Here is a 13,152-nt window from a genome sequence, read left to right as displayed (position 1 = left end):
AGCAGGCAGAGTGCGAGGGGGAATCGAGTTGAACAGGCGCGGCAGCGACCGTTGCCGGCGGCGTACGGCCTCGTCGAGAAGCCAAAGCCTTCGCCGGCCTTCGCGACTCGGCCGCGGAAGCGAGATATTCGCATTACAGGACAGGACCACCGTTATTTCCGTTAACACTCTGTTGCGAGAGCACTCAATTCCGTTGAGTGGGGTGCTAAAAGCCAAGTAAAACTAGAGATAAAATGGCGGTCTTACAAATTAGTAAATATTGATATGTTTGATTGTTTCATCGGCTCCCAAGGTCGACGAACGTCAACCTGCCATGACGCGGCCTTGGTACGAAAGCTGAACATGGTTTCCAGAAGCTTGCTTTGAAAGACAATCCGCAGGAGCTCAAGCCACGGGTGCTGGGTCATGGCGAGAGAAGAATCTGCCTGCGCGCCGAACCTCGAGGCCGCGCTTGTCGATGGCCATCGCTGTCACACCGATACCCAGCCGAAACGTCGCTTTTCACCCGCGGATTTTGCCGGGATGGTCCACGCCCGTAACGCAAGCGCCCCGCGAGGCGGGGCGCTTTGATGACGGCCGGTGCGGCGCGCCGGGGGTTCACTGACTCGATGCCCGCAAGGACGAGCCGTTGGACGCCGGTACCTGAGTCCTAGAACGGAATCTCGTCGTCGAAGTCGTCGAAGCTACCGGGGTTCGGCGCGCCGTAGTTCGGATTCTGGTTCGGTTGCGGGGCAGGCTGGCCCTGCTGCGGCGGGCGCTGGCCCTGAGCCGGGCGCTGCTGCGGTTGTTGCGGCTGTTGCGGGTTGCCGCCGTAACCGCCCTGCTGCGGCGGCTGGTCGTAGCCACCATTCTGCGGCGCACCGCCATACTGCCCCTGGGGCTGGGCGTAATCTCCGCCGCCCTGGCCGCCGCCACGAGAGTCCAGCATCTGCATGTCGTTGCCGACGATTTCGGTCGAGTAGCGATCCTGACCGTCCTGGCCCTGCCATTTGCGAGTCTGCAGGCGGCCCTCGATATAGATCCGCGAACCTTTCTTGACGTACTGCTGGGCGATCTCCGCCAGCTTGTTGAACAGCACCACGCTGTGCCATTCCGTACGTTCCTGGCGCTGGCCGCTCTGGCGATCGGTCCAGCTATCGGTAGTCGCGATGCGCAGGTTGCACACCGGATTCCCCGAGGGCAGGAAGCGCACTTCCGGATCCTGTCCCAGGTTGCCGATCAGGATGACTTTGTTTACACCTCGGGCCATCGTTGTCTCCTCGCATTCCTGCGTTGCGACGCTGTCATGCGTCGGTTCGTTGCCATTGGTTGCCCGCGATACGGGCCAGCGCCTCGACATCCAGGCGCTGTCGGTCGACCTTGAGATAGGCGACCTGTTCTTCGGGTACGACCACGGCGTCCTCGACCCCGGTCACCGCGACGAAACGCTCGAGTAGTGTATCGAGCATGCCCATGGATTGCTCGTCGAGTGCGATGATCTCGCTGGAGAGATGGCGGGGCGCCGGCATCTTCCAGACCACGGCCAGCCAGATAGCCCCGACCACCGCCGTGCCCAGGAAGACACTCTGGACACCAAAGCCCTGGGACAGGGCGCCGCCCAGCGTACCGCCGAGAAAGGCGCCGAAGAACTGACTGGTGGAGTAGACGCCCATGGCAGTGCCCTTGGACCCGGCCGGTGCCAGTTTGCTGATCATCGACGGCAGCGTCGCCTCCAGTAGATTGAAGACGACGAAAAAGCCCCAAAGTAGGATCAGCAGGGCGACGCGATCATTCGCCAGCTCGCCGAAGCCGAGCAGAATCAATGTCATCGCCGCGACGGCGCCGACGAAGACCGGCTTCATCTTGCGATACTTCTCGGCCACGATGACCAGCGGGATCATGCCGACGAAGGCCAGGGCCATCACCGGCAGATAGACCCAGCCATGATCTGCCGGGGCGAATCCCAGGGCCTCGAGCCGAAACGGCAGCGCCGTGAAGCACGCCGTCAGAATCAGGTGGAGGGCGAAGATCGAGAAATCGAGCCGGAGCAGGTCGCCCTGGCCCAGCGTGGCGCGCAGTTGACGGCGATCGATGCCGACATCCCGGTGGGGCATTCGCTTCGGTGCTCGCGGCACCAGTTTCCACAGGATCAGCAGGCCGCAGGCGGAGAGCGCCGCGGTGAACCAGAACACGCCGGCGAGCCCGCCGACATCCGCGATCAGGGGCCCCACCACCATGGCGATGGCGAATGCGACGCCGATGGAGAGCCCGATGGTCGCCATCGCGGCGGTGCGGATCTCCTCGCGGGTCTGATCCGCCAGCAGCGCCATGATGGCGCCGGCGACGGCGCCGCTCCCCTGCAGGCAGCGCCCGATGATGATGCCGGTGATGGACGTGGCACTGGCAGCGACGATACTGCCGATGATGAACAGCAGCAGGCCCCCGGCGATGACCGCCTTGCGACCGATCCGGTCGGAGAGCAGCCCGAAGGGAATCTGGAGAATGGCCTGGGTCAGGCCGTAGCCGCCCAGCGCCATGCCGACAAGCAAGGGAGTGGCGCCGTCGAGATGATCGGCATACAGCGCCAGCACCGGCAGGACCATGAATAGCCCCAGCATTCGCGAGGCGTACAGGCTGGCCAGCCCGACGATGGCACGTCGTTCGGTAACGAGAAAACGAGAAGTCATGGAGGTCGCAACGTTGGGTGAACTCGGCGCGAGCCGAGGATGATTCGGGATGAGCGGTGCATTTTACCGCTCGCCCTTCTCCAGTGAAAGCAGCCGGCTTTGCCGGGCCTTTGATCCGCGACCTATAATGGTCGTTTCCCGCGTCGCAGCACGAGGTAGTCATGGACAGCATTCTGGTCAGGGGCGCACGGACCCATAACCTGAAGAACATTGATGTCGAACTGCCGCGCGACAAGTTGATCGTGGTAACCGGTCTCTCCGGTTCGGGCAAGTCTTCACTCGCGTTCGACACGCTCTACGCCGAGGGGCAGCGACGTTATGTCGAATCCCTCTCGACCTATGCCCGCCAGTTCCTGTCGATGATGGAAAAGCCCGACGTCGACCATATCGAGGGACTCTCGCCGGCCATCTCCATCGAGCAGAAATCGACCTCGCACAATCCGCGCTCCACCGTCGGTACCATCACCGAGATCTACGACTATCTCCGGCTGCTGTTCGCTCGTGCCGGCACGCCGCGATGCCCGGATCACGACGAGGAACTGGAGGCGCAGACCGTCTCGCAGATGGTCGATCAGGTGCTGGCGCTGCCCGAGGGCAGCCGGCTGATGCTGCTGGCGCCGGTGGTCAAGGGCCGCAAGGGCGAGCACCTCCAGTTGATCAGCGAGCTGCGCGCCCAGGGTTTCGTGCGTGCCGTGATCGACGGGCATACCGTCGAACTCGACGACGTGCCGGCGCTCGACAAGAAACGCAAGCACGACATCAGCGTGGTGGTGGACCGCATCAAGGTTCGCCCGGACCTGCAGCAGCGTCTGGCCGAGTCCTTCGAGACCGCACTCAATCTGGCCGATGGCACCGCCATCATCCACTTCATGGATGGCGAGCAGGATGACCTGGCGTTTTCGTCACGCTTCGCCTGCCCGATCTGCGGCTACTCGCTGAGCGAACTGGAACCCAGGCTGTTCTCGTTCAACAACCCGGCCGGCGCCTGTCCGACCTGCGACGGCCTGGGCGTGCGTCAGTTCTTCGATCCGGACAAGCTGATCAGTCATCCGGAGCTGTCGCTGGCCGAGGGCGCGATCAAGGGCTGGGATCGTCGCAGCATCTACTACTTCAGCCAGCTGCAGGCGGTCGCCGAGCACTATCGGTTCACGCTGGATACGCCGTGGAACGAGCTCGCCCGACATGAGCGCGATATCGTACTCAATGGCAGCGGCAAGGACGACATCGCCTTCAGCTACGTCAACGACCGCGGCCGCAAGGTGACCCGCGAGCACCCCTTCGAGGGCGTGCTGCCCAACCTGGAGCGTCGCTATCGCGAGACCGAGTCGTCGATGGTTCGCGACGATCTGGCCAAGTACCTGGCGGTGCGGCCCTGCCCCACCTGCGACGGGACCCGCCTCAAGCGCGAGGCGCGCCATGTGTTCATCGACGGCAACAATCTTCCGACGCTGACCCGGATGCCGGTGGGCGAAGCCTGGAACTATTTCCGCCAGTTGACGCTTCCCGGGAGGAAGGGCGAAATCGCGGTCAAGATCGTCCACGAGATCCACGCACGACTCGAATTCCTGGTCAACGTCGGGCTCGACTACCTGACTCTGGAGCGCAGCGCAGACACGCTCTCCGGCGGCGAAGCCCAGCGCATTCGTCTGGCCAGCCAGATCGGTGCCGGCCTGGTCGGAGTGATGTACATCCTCGACGAGCCCTCGATCGGCCTCCATCAGCGCGACAACGATCGTCTGCTGCGCACGTTGATACGCCTGCGCGATCTGGGCAATACGGTGATCGTGGTCGAGCATGACGAAGACGCCATTCGCGCTGCCGACCACGTGCTCGATATCGGCCCTGGCGCCGGCGTGCATGGTGGCACCATCGTGGCCCAGGGAACGCCCCACGACATCGAGACGACGCCGGAGTCGTTGACGGGCCAGTACCTCTCCGGGAAACGCTGTATCGAGGTTCCCCCGTACCGCATCCCGGTCAACCCGGACAAGCAGCTTCATCTGCGTGGCGCCACCGGCAACAACCTGCAGGATGTCGACCTGGCATTGCCGCTGGGGCTGTTCGTCTGCGTCACCGGCGTCTCCGGCTCCGGTAAATCGACCCTGATCAACTCGACCCTGATGCCGATCGCGGCCCGTGAACTCAATCGCGCCACCACACTGACGGCAGCGCCCTATCGCAGCATCGAGGGTCTCGATCAGCTCGACAAGATCATCGACATCGACCAGAGCCCGATAGGCCGCACGCCACGCTCCAACCCTGCCACTTACACCGGTATCTTCACCCCCATCCGCGAGCTCTTCTCGGGCACCCAGGAGGCGCGGGCCCGCGGCTACAAGCCGGGACGTTTCAGCTTCAACGTCAAGGGCGGGCGCTGCGAGGCGTGCCAGGGCGAGGGCATGATCAAGGTGGAGATGCACTTCCTGCCGGATATCTACGTCCCCTGCGACGTCTGCAAGGGCAAGCGCTACAACCGAGAGACGCTGGAGATCCACTACAAGGGCAAGAGCATCCACGAAGTGCTCGAGATGACCATCGAAGAAGCACTGGAGTTCTTCAGCCCTGTGCCAGCGATCGCCCGGCGCCTGCAGACGCTGATGGACGTGGGGCTCTCCTACGTCCGCCTGGGCCAGAGCGCCACCACCCTCTCCGGCGGCGAGGCGCAGCGCGTCAAGCTGGCTCGCGAGCTGGCCAAGCGCGATACCGGCCAGACGCTCTACATTCTCGACGAGCCCACCACCGGGCTGCACTTCGAGGATATCCGGCAGTTGCTCGGCGTGCTGCATCGGCTACGTGACCACGGCAATACGGTGGTGGTGATCGAGCATAACCTCGATGTGATCAAGACTGCCGACTGGATCATCGATCTGGGCCCGGAAGGTGGCTCCGGCGGTGGCCGCATCATCGCGGAGGGCACGCCGGAACAGGTGGCGGGGCTTGAACACTCCCACACCGGCAATTTCCTGGCACCGTTGCTGCCCACCCCCAAGGTGCGCAAGGCCAAGCGCGCCTGAGTCCGGCCATAGGGCGCTTTCGCAGGCGCCCTATGGCGATTCTGCTCCAATGATCCGGAGAGAGTGTGCCGGCAGTCCGTGACGAACCCGAACCGGGATCAATCCCCATCGCGGAGTGGCTCTTGCGACTCTTTCGACCGACCTGGAGAGTCCGAGCAGCCAATCGACAGCGCTCACGACGCCTGAGGGCGCCCTGCGCCCCTCGATTTGATGGGCACCTCCCGGCCATCCCGTTTCCGATGCCCTTGATGCGCTGCTGAGCGTGGTGGAACGGCGGCAGCAGCGGCTCCAACAGCGCGAGGGGCGAATCGCCGAATCCAGCGCTCTCCCGCGCCATTGAAGCCCTCGAGCCTGACCTTTGTCCCAAAAGAAAACCGGCTGCCCANNTGGGCAGCCGGTTTTTATCGTGCAAGAAGCGTGGGACTTATTCGTCGCCAGCGGCTTCTTCAACGACCGGACGATCGACCAGCTCGATGTAGGCCATCGGTGCGTTGTCGCCAGTGCGGTAGCCGCACTTCAGCACGCGGACATAACCGCCCGGGCGATTGACGTAACGCGGGCCAAGCTCGTTGAAGAGCTTGCCGACGGCTTCCTTGGAGCGGGTGCGGCTGAACGCCAGACGGCGGTTTGCCACGCTATCCTGCTTGGCCAGGGTGATCAGCGGCTCGATATGACGACGCAGCTCCTTGGCCTTGGGCAGGGTAGTCTTGATCACTTCATGCTCGACCAGCGAGATGCACATGTTCTTGAACATGGCGTGCCGATGCGAGCTGGTCCGATTCAGATGACGACCACTCTTACGATGACGCATGATTGCTATTCCTTACCAAACTGGTGATTCGAGTCGGCACACTGGATTCGACGCTGACACGAAGGCAGACACCGGGGCGTCTGCACGTGTCGTCGTCAGGCGGAGGCCTTGTCGTCTTTCAAGCTCGCCGGCGGCCAGTTTTCCAACCGCATACCGAGCGAAAGACCGCGCGAAGCCAGCACATCCTTGATCTCGTTCAAGGACTTCTTGCCAAGGTTCGGCGTCTTGAGCAGCTCGACTTCTGTGCGCTGAATCAAATCGCCAATGTAGTAAATATTCTCGGCCTTCAGGCAGTTGGCGCTGCGAACCGTGAGTTCGAGATCATCCACGGGGCGCAGAAGAATCGGATCGATCTGATCTTCTTCCTCTTCGATTTCCTGCTCTCTGTCGGCTTCGAGATCGACGAAGGCGGCCAGCTGTTCCTGAAGAATGGTCGCACTGCGGCGAATCGCTTCTTCCGGGTCCAGAGTGCCGTCGGTTTCGAGATCGATGACCAGCTTGTCGAGATCGGTGCGCTGTTCGACACGAGCCGCTTCGACCGCATAGGACACGCGGCGGACGGGGCTGAACGTGGCATCCAGCTGCAGACGACCGATGGCGCGGGATTCGTCCTCGTCGGAGAGACGCGCATCGGCGGGCTCGTAACCGCGACCACGAACGATCTTCAGCTGCATTTTCAGCTCGCTGCCATCGTTGAGGTGGGCAATCACGTGATCCGGATTGACGATCTCGACGTCATGGCCGACAGCAATGTCGCCTGCGGTCATGACACCGGGGCCCTGCTTGTTCAAGGTGAGGACGGCTTCGTCGCGACCATGCATCTTGATGGCCACGTCCTTGAGATTCAGCAGAATCTCGATGACGTCTTCCTGAACACCCTCGATGGCGCTGTATTCGTGCAACACGCCTTCGATTTCCGCTTCGACTACGGCACAGCCGGGCATCGAAGAGAGCAGGATGCGACGCAGCGCATTCCCCAGGGTATGGCCGAAACCACGTTCGAAGGGTTCCAGCACGATCTTGGCGTGATGTGCACTGACCTCTTCGACCTTGATGTCGCGGGGACGGAGAAACTCTGTCACTGAACGCTGCATATGAACACCTTCCCAGGCTGCCAAACGAATATCGGTACTCCAGGCGGGAACCGGGCCGCCTGAACGGCCCGGCTCCAAGCCTTACTTGGAGTACAGCTCGACGATCAGGTTTTCGTTGATGTCGGCAGACAGGTCGCCGCGTTCCGGGACAGCCTTGAAAGTGCCTTCCATCTTCTTCGAGTCGATGTCGATCCAGGTCACGTCGCCGCGGTTGGCAGCGATGGACAGGGCCTGCTGGATACGGGCCTGGTTCTTGGCCTTCTCACGAACAGAAACGACGTCGCCGGGGCGCACCTGATAGGACGCCACGTTGACGGTACGGCCGTTGACCGAAATCGCCTTGTGGCTGACCAACTGACGTGATTCGTTACGCGTGGAGCCGAAGCCCATGCGGTAGACCACGTTGTCCAGTCGGCATTCCAACAACTGCAGCAAGACCTCGCCGGTCGCACCTTTCAGGCGAGCGGCTTCCTTGTAGTAGTTGCGGAACTGGTTCTCGAGTACGCCGTAGATACGACGCACTTTCTGCTTCTCGCGAAGCTGCAAGCCGTAGTCGGAAAGACGCTGACGGCGCTGGCCGTGCACACCCGGGATCTGCTCGGATTTGCACTTCTTCTCGAAGGGAGTGACACCGCTCTTGAGAAAGAGGTCGGTACCCTCACGACGAGACAGTTTACACTTGGGACCTAGATAACGAGCCATGAGTCTGTCTCCTTAAACGCGGCGTTTCTTCGGCGGACGGCATCCGTTGTGCGGAATCGGCGTCGCGTCAGTGATGCTCTGTACACGGAAGCCGGCGGCATTCAATGCGCGCACGGCAGACTCACGGCCAGGACCGGGGCCCTTGACCAGCACGTCGACGTTTTTCACACCATACTCGGCTGCAGCAGTCGCTGCACGTTCACTCGCCACTTGAGCTGCGAACGGGGTGCTCTTGCGAGAACCACGAAAACCCGAACCACCGGCAGTTGCCCAAGAAAGCGCATTGCCCTGGCGGTCTGTGATCGTCACGATCGTATTGTTAAAAGAGGCATGGATGTGTGCGACCGCATCCACGACCTGCTTTTTAACCTTTTTACGGTTACTACGCGGGTTAGCCATGTTGATGTATCCTGATCTTAAACGCCGGAACGTTAATTACTTACGAATCGGTTTACGCGGTCCCTTACGGGTACGCGCATTGGTCTTGGTACGCTGACCACGCAGCGGTAGACCACGACGATGGCGCAGACCACGGTAGCAACCCAAGTCCATGAGACGCTTGATATTCAGCGTCACATCACGGCGAAGGTCGCCTTCTACGGTGTACTTACCCACTTCGGTACGCAGGGTGTCGAGCTCTTCGCCTGACAGTTCCTGAACCTTGGCGGTAGGTGCGATGCCGGCAGCGACACAGATACTCTGCGCACGCGTGCGGCCAATCCCGTAGATGTAGGTCAGCGAGATCGCCGCATGCTTGTTGTCCGGGATATTGACGCCTGCAATACGGGCCATCAGCTTACTCCGAATGTTGAGCGGCTTGCTCGTTTAGTCGTCCACAAAGGGCGCAATAGCATACCCCTTTGCCTCTCTCAAGGCAAGGGATATGCCATGGCCCGCTTTTTACTCACAGCGTCAGGGTCAAATCAGCCCTGGCGCTGCTTGTGACGCGGCTCGGTGCAAATCACGCGAACCGCGCCGTTGCGCCGAATGATCTTGCAGTTACGGCACATTTTCTTTACAGAAGCTCGAACTTTCATCGTTCTCTCCAAATGCTCTCTGGCGGAGGCTCAGCGCGTCAGACCGCCGCTACCGTAGCCTTTCAGGTTCGATTTCTTCATCACCGACTCATACTGATGAGACATCAGATGCGATTGAACCTGGGCCATGAAGTCCATGATTACCACGACCACGATCAGCAGCGACGTCCCGCCGAAGTAGAACGGCACCTGCCAGGCCACCACCAGGAACTGCGGCATCAACGAGACCAGGGTGATGTAGAGCGCCCCGAACAGGGTCAGGCGCGTCATCACCTTGTCCACGTAGCGAGCCGTCTGCTCTCCTGGACGGATCCCCGGCAGGAAAGCCCCCGACTTCTTCAGGTTGTCGGCGACATCCTTCGGATTGAACACCAACGCCGTGTAGAAGAAGCAGAAGAACAGCACTGCCGCGGCAAACAGGATGATGTACAACGGCGCACCGGGAGCGAGCTGCTGTGATGCCACCTGCAGCCACTCGAACCCGTCGCCCTGGCCCAGCCACTGACCGATGGAACCCGGGAACAGCAGGATACTCGACGCGAAGATCGGCGGAATCACGCCCGCCATGTTGACCTTCAGCGGCAGATAACTGCTCTGTCCCGCATACATCTTGTTGCCGACCTGACGCCGCGGGTAGTTCACCGTGATACGGCGCTGACCGCGTTCGATGAACACCACGAAGGCAACCGTGGCGATGCCCAGAATCGAGAGCGCCAACAGCGGCAACACGTTCCACGCACCATCGTTGCGCGCCAGCTCGAACGATTGTCCGATCGCGCTGGGCAGACCAGCCACGATGCCGGCAAAGATGATCAACGAGATACCGTTGCCGATCCCCTTCTCGGTGATCTGCTCGCCCAGCCACATCAGGAATACCGCACCGGCCACGAACGTCACGATGGCCGTGAAGTAGAAGCTGATGTCACCCGTGTAAGCAACGCCCTGACTGACCAGACCAACTGACATCCCGGTCGCCTGGATCAAGGCCAGCAACACCGTACCGTAGCGGGTGTACTGGTTGATCTTGCGGCGGCCGGCTTCGCCCTCTTTCTTCAGCGCTTCGAGCTGAGGCGATACCGCGGTCAGAAGCTGCATGATGATCGACGCGGAGATGTACGGCATGATCCCCAGCGCGAAGATACTCATGCGCTGCAGCGCACCCCCCGAGAACATGTTGAACATGCCCAGGATGGTGCCCTGGTTCTCCCGAAACAGGGCAGCCAGCTGGTCAGGATCGATGCCGGGGACGGGGATGTGGGCACCGATGCGGTACACCACGATCGCGATGAAGACGAAACGCAGGCGCGCCCACAGCTCGCTGAGACCGCTACCCATGTTCGCCGGCATGTTTCCTGACTTAGCCATTTAGTCCTCTACCTTGCCACCGGCCGCTTCGATCGCAGCGCGTGCACCTTTGGTGACCTTGAGGCCACGCACGGTAACCGCCTTGCTCAACTCGCCGGACAGAACGACCTTGGCGTACTCGGTAGCATTCTTGAGCACGTTGGCCTTCTTCAGGCTGGCGAGATCGGCGACGTCGCCCTCGACCTTGGCCAGTTCGGCCAGGCGGACTTCTTCGGACACCAGCGACTTGGCCGAGGTGAAACCGAACTTCGGCAAGCGGCGCTGCAAGGGCATCTGGCCACCCTCGAAACCCGGTTTGACCGAACCGCCGGAACGGGACTTCAGACCCTTGTGGCCGCGACCACCGGTCTTGCCCAGGCCAGAGCCGATACCGCGGCCAAGACGCTTCTCAGCGTGCTTGGAACCCGGCGCCGGGCTTAAGCTATTGAGTTTCATGGATTACTCTCCCTCGACTCGAACAAGGTAGTTGACCTTGTTGATCATGCCGCGAACGGCGGGGGTGTCTTCCAGCTCGACCGAGTGCCCAATGCGACGCAGACCGAGACCGGTCATCGTCGCCTTGTGCTTCTGCAGGACACCGATGGTGCTGCGGGTCTGAGTGATTTTGATCGTCTGTGCCATGGTCACTTACCCCGCCAGCTCTTCGACAGACAGGCCACGCTTGGCGGCGATGTCTTCCGGAGATTGCATGGATTCGAGCCCCTTGATGGTGGCACGAACCACGTTCACCGGGTTGGTGGAACCGTAGCACTTGGCCAGGACGTCATGCACACCGGCCAGCTCGAGGACGGAGCGCATGGCACCGCCGGCGATGATGCCGGTACCCTCGGAAGCCGGCTGCATGAACACCTTGGACGCGCCGTGACGGGCGCGAACCGGGTACTGCAGCGTGCTGCCGCTGAGACTGACCTTGACCATATTACGGCGTGCCTGGTCCATGGCTTTCTGGATCGCGACCGGCACTTCACGTGCCTTGCCGCGACCGAAGCCAACCCGGCCGTTGCCATCGCCAACGACGGTCAGCGCGGTGAAACCGAAGATACGGCCACCTTTGACCACCTTGGCGACGCGGTTGACCTGCACCAACTTCTCTTGCAGGTCTCCGCCCTTCTGTTCGTTATTCGCCATCGTTAAACCCTTTAGAATTGCAGACCGCCTTCGCGTGCGGCATCAGCCAACGCCTTGACACGCCCGTGGTACTGGAACCCTGCGCGGTCGAAGGCAACCTGAGAGATGCCGGCATCCTTGGCGCGCTCGGCAATCAGAGCACCCACCTTGGCAGCCGCGTCAGCGTTGCCCGTGGCACCTTCGCGCAGGCTCTTGTCCAGCGTGGAAGCGCTGGCAAGGACCTTGCCGCCGTCCGGTGAGATGATCTGCGCGTAGATGTGACGCGGGGTGCGGTTGACGCACAAGCGGTTCACACCCAGATCGCGGATCTTGGCACGGGCGCGGCGGGCACGACGGAGACGAGATTCTTTCTTCGCGTTCATAACCCTGCCTTACTTCTTCTTGGCTTCTTTGCGGCGGACACGTTCGTCGCTGTAACGAACGCCTTTGCCCTTGTAGGGCTCCGGCGGACGGAAAGCGCGAATTTCCGCAGCCACCTGACCGAGTTTCTGCTTGTCCGCGCTTTTCAGCACGATCACGGTGTTCTTCGGCGTTTCCGCCGTGACACCTTCGGGCAGCGTGTAGTCGATCGGGTGTGAGAAACCGAGTGTTAGGTTCAGCGTCTTGCCACTAGCCTGGGCACGATAGCCGACGCCATTGATTTCCAGCGACCGAGTGAAACCCTCGGAAGCGCCGGTGACCATGTTCTGGACCAGGGCACGCGTGGTGCCGACCATGGCCCAGGACTTCGCCTGTTCGCTCGGGGCGAAAACCAGCTGACCATCTTCCTGAGTGATCTTCACGTCGGGATGCACGGTCAGTTCAAGCGTGCCCTGGCCGCCCTTGACGGACAGCTGGTCGCCGTCGAACTTCACGTCGACGCCGCTGGGCAGTTTAACCGGATACTTGGCTACGCGAGACATTACTCACTCCTAGAATACGGTGCAGATGACTTCACCACCGACACCCGCCTGGCGTGCGGCACGATCGGTCATGACACCTTGAGAGGTGGTGACGATCGCCACACCCAGACCGTCCGCGACCTTGGGCAGTTCACTCTTGCCCTTGTAGATCCGCAGTGACGGCTTGGACATACGCTGGAGGTGCTCGATGACCGGCTTGCCCTCGAAATACTTGAGGGTCACGGTCAGCTCGGGCTTGGTGCCCTCGGAGACCGTTGCGTCGGTGATGTAGCCTTCCTGCTTGAGTACGCGGGCCACTTCAACCTTGAGCTTGGAAGACGGCATGGTAACCGTCTCCTTGGTGGCCATCTGCGCATTGCGGATACGGGTGAACATATCCGCCAGAGTATCTTGCATGCTCATTACATTGCGCTCCTGAATTCCTCGACGTGGC

General features: G+C 61.5%; 16 protein-coding genes. 1 reads left to right on the top strand and 15 read right to left on the bottom strand.

Annotated features, from left to right (window positions below; all coding sequences use genetic code 11):
• Positions 1 to 649 precede the first annotated feature (649 nt).
• Both DOM45_RS19570 and DOM45_RS19565 read right to left on the bottom strand, forming a co-directional pair.
• On the bottom strand, positions 650 to 1,249 hold the full coding sequence (locus DOM45_RS19570; protein ID WP_110603333.1) for a single-stranded DNA-binding protein: 600 nt from the start codon (positions 1,247 to 1,249) through the stop codon (positions 650 to 652).
• Between the two features lie 34 nt (positions 1,250 to 1,283).
• The gene (locus tag DOM45_RS19565) at positions 1,284 to 2,666 is read right to left on the bottom strand and encodes an MFS transporter (protein WP_110603332.1); all 1,383 of its coding nucleotides are present in this window, start codon (positions 2,664 to 2,666) and stop codon (positions 1,284 to 1,286) included.
• A 161-nt stretch (positions 2,667 to 2,827) separates the two neighbouring features.
• On the opposite strand from DOM45_RS19565, the gene uvrA reads away from it, so the two are divergent.
• Positions 2,828 to 5,680, top strand: coding sequence for an excinuclease ABC subunit UvrA (uvrA, locus tag DOM45_RS19560; RefSeq protein WP_110603330.1), 2,853 nt, complete (start codon positions 2,828 to 2,830; stop codon positions 5,678 to 5,680).
• Positions 5,681 to 6,104: 424 nt separating this feature from the next.
• On the opposite strand, the gene rplQ is transcribed toward uvrA, so the two are convergent.
• The 13 genes from rplQ to rpsH all read right to left on the bottom strand — a co-directional run bounded on the left by rplQ (position 6,105) and on the right by rpsH (position 13,121).
• Positions 6,105 to 6,491, bottom strand: a complete 387-nt coding sequence (gene rplQ / locus DOM45_RS19555) for a 50S ribosomal protein L17 (protein WP_071230729.1) — start codon at positions 6,489 to 6,491, stop codon at positions 6,105 to 6,107.
• Positions 6,492 to 6,586: 95 nt separating this feature from the next.
• A complete protein-coding gene (locus DOM45_RS19550; RefSeq protein ID WP_110603329.1) occupies positions 6,587 to 7,585 on the bottom strand; it encodes a DNA-directed RNA polymerase subunit alpha in 999 nt (332 codons plus the stop codon).
• An 81-nt stretch (positions 7,586 to 7,666) separates the two neighbouring features.
• Positions 7,667 to 8,287, bottom strand: coding sequence for a 30S ribosomal protein S4 (gene rpsD, locus DOM45_RS19545; RefSeq protein WP_110603327.1), 621 nt, complete (start codon positions 8,285 to 8,287; stop codon positions 7,667 to 7,669).
• Positions 8,288 to 8,299: 12 nt separating this feature from the next.
• A complete protein-coding gene (gene rpsK / locus DOM45_RS19540; protein WP_009723883.1) occupies positions 8,300 to 8,686 on the bottom strand; it encodes a 30S ribosomal protein S11 in 387 nt (128 codons plus the stop codon).
• 36 nt (positions 8,687 to 8,722) lie between these two features.
• Positions 8,723 to 9,079: a 30S ribosomal protein S13 gene (rpsM, locus tag DOM45_RS19535; RefSeq protein WP_110603326.1), complete on the bottom strand. Its 357-nt coding sequence runs from the start codon at positions 9,077 to 9,079 to the stop codon at positions 8,723 to 8,725.
• A 131-nt stretch (positions 9,080 to 9,210) separates the two neighbouring features.
• The gene (gene rpmJ / locus DOM45_RS19530) at positions 9,211 to 9,324 is read right to left on the bottom strand and encodes a 50S ribosomal protein L36 (protein WP_031384759.1); all 114 of its coding nucleotides are present in this window, start codon (positions 9,322 to 9,324) and stop codon (positions 9,211 to 9,213) included.
• A gap of 30 nt (positions 9,325 to 9,354) precedes the next feature.
• A complete protein-coding gene (gene secY, locus DOM45_RS19525; RefSeq protein WP_110603324.1) occupies positions 9,355 to 10,689 on the bottom strand; it encodes a preprotein translocase subunit SecY in 1,335 nt (444 codons plus the stop codon).
• On the bottom strand, positions 10,690 to 11,124 hold the full coding sequence (gene rplO / locus DOM45_RS19520) for a 50S ribosomal protein L15 (RefSeq protein WP_110603323.1): 435 nt from the start codon (positions 11,122 to 11,124) through the stop codon (positions 10,690 to 10,692).
• A 3-nt stretch (positions 11,125 to 11,127) separates the two neighbouring features.
• Positions 11,128 to 11,310, bottom strand: a complete 183-nt coding sequence (rpmD, locus tag DOM45_RS19515; protein WP_110603433.1) for a 50S ribosomal protein L30 — start codon at positions 11,308 to 11,310, stop codon at positions 11,128 to 11,130.
• A gap of 6 nt (positions 11,311 to 11,316) precedes the next feature.
• Positions 11,317 to 11,817, bottom strand: coding sequence for a 30S ribosomal protein S5 (gene rpsE / locus DOM45_RS19510; protein ID WP_071230722.1), 501 nt, complete (start codon positions 11,815 to 11,817; stop codon positions 11,317 to 11,319).
• Between the two features lie 11 nt (positions 11,818 to 11,828).
• Positions 11,829 to 12,179 (bottom strand): 50S ribosomal protein L18, encoded by a 351-nt coding sequence (rplR, locus tag DOM45_RS19505; protein ID WP_110603321.1) that lies wholly within the window; start codon positions 12,177 to 12,179, stop codon positions 11,829 to 11,831.
• A gap of 9 nt (positions 12,180 to 12,188) precedes the next feature.
• Positions 12,189 to 12,719 (bottom strand): 50S ribosomal protein L6, encoded by a 531-nt coding sequence (gene rplF / locus DOM45_RS19500; protein ID WP_110603320.1) that lies wholly within the window; start codon positions 12,717 to 12,719, stop codon positions 12,189 to 12,191.
• A 9-nt stretch (positions 12,720 to 12,728) separates the two neighbouring features.
• On the bottom strand, positions 12,729 to 13,121 hold the full coding sequence (rpsH, locus tag DOM45_RS19495) for a 30S ribosomal protein S8 (RefSeq protein ID WP_110603318.1): 393 nt from the start codon (positions 13,119 to 13,121) through the stop codon (positions 12,729 to 12,731).
• Between the last annotated feature and the right edge of the window lie 31 nt (positions 13,122 to 13,152).

The organism is Salinicola lusitanus (genome assembly GCF_003206045.1).
Classification (GTDB): domain Bacteria; phylum Pseudomonadota; class Gammaproteobacteria; order Pseudomonadales; family Halomonadaceae; genus Salinicola; species Salinicola lusitanus.
Note: the sequence above shows the minus strand (reverse complement) of the source record. Positions and strands in the feature narration are given on the sequence as shown.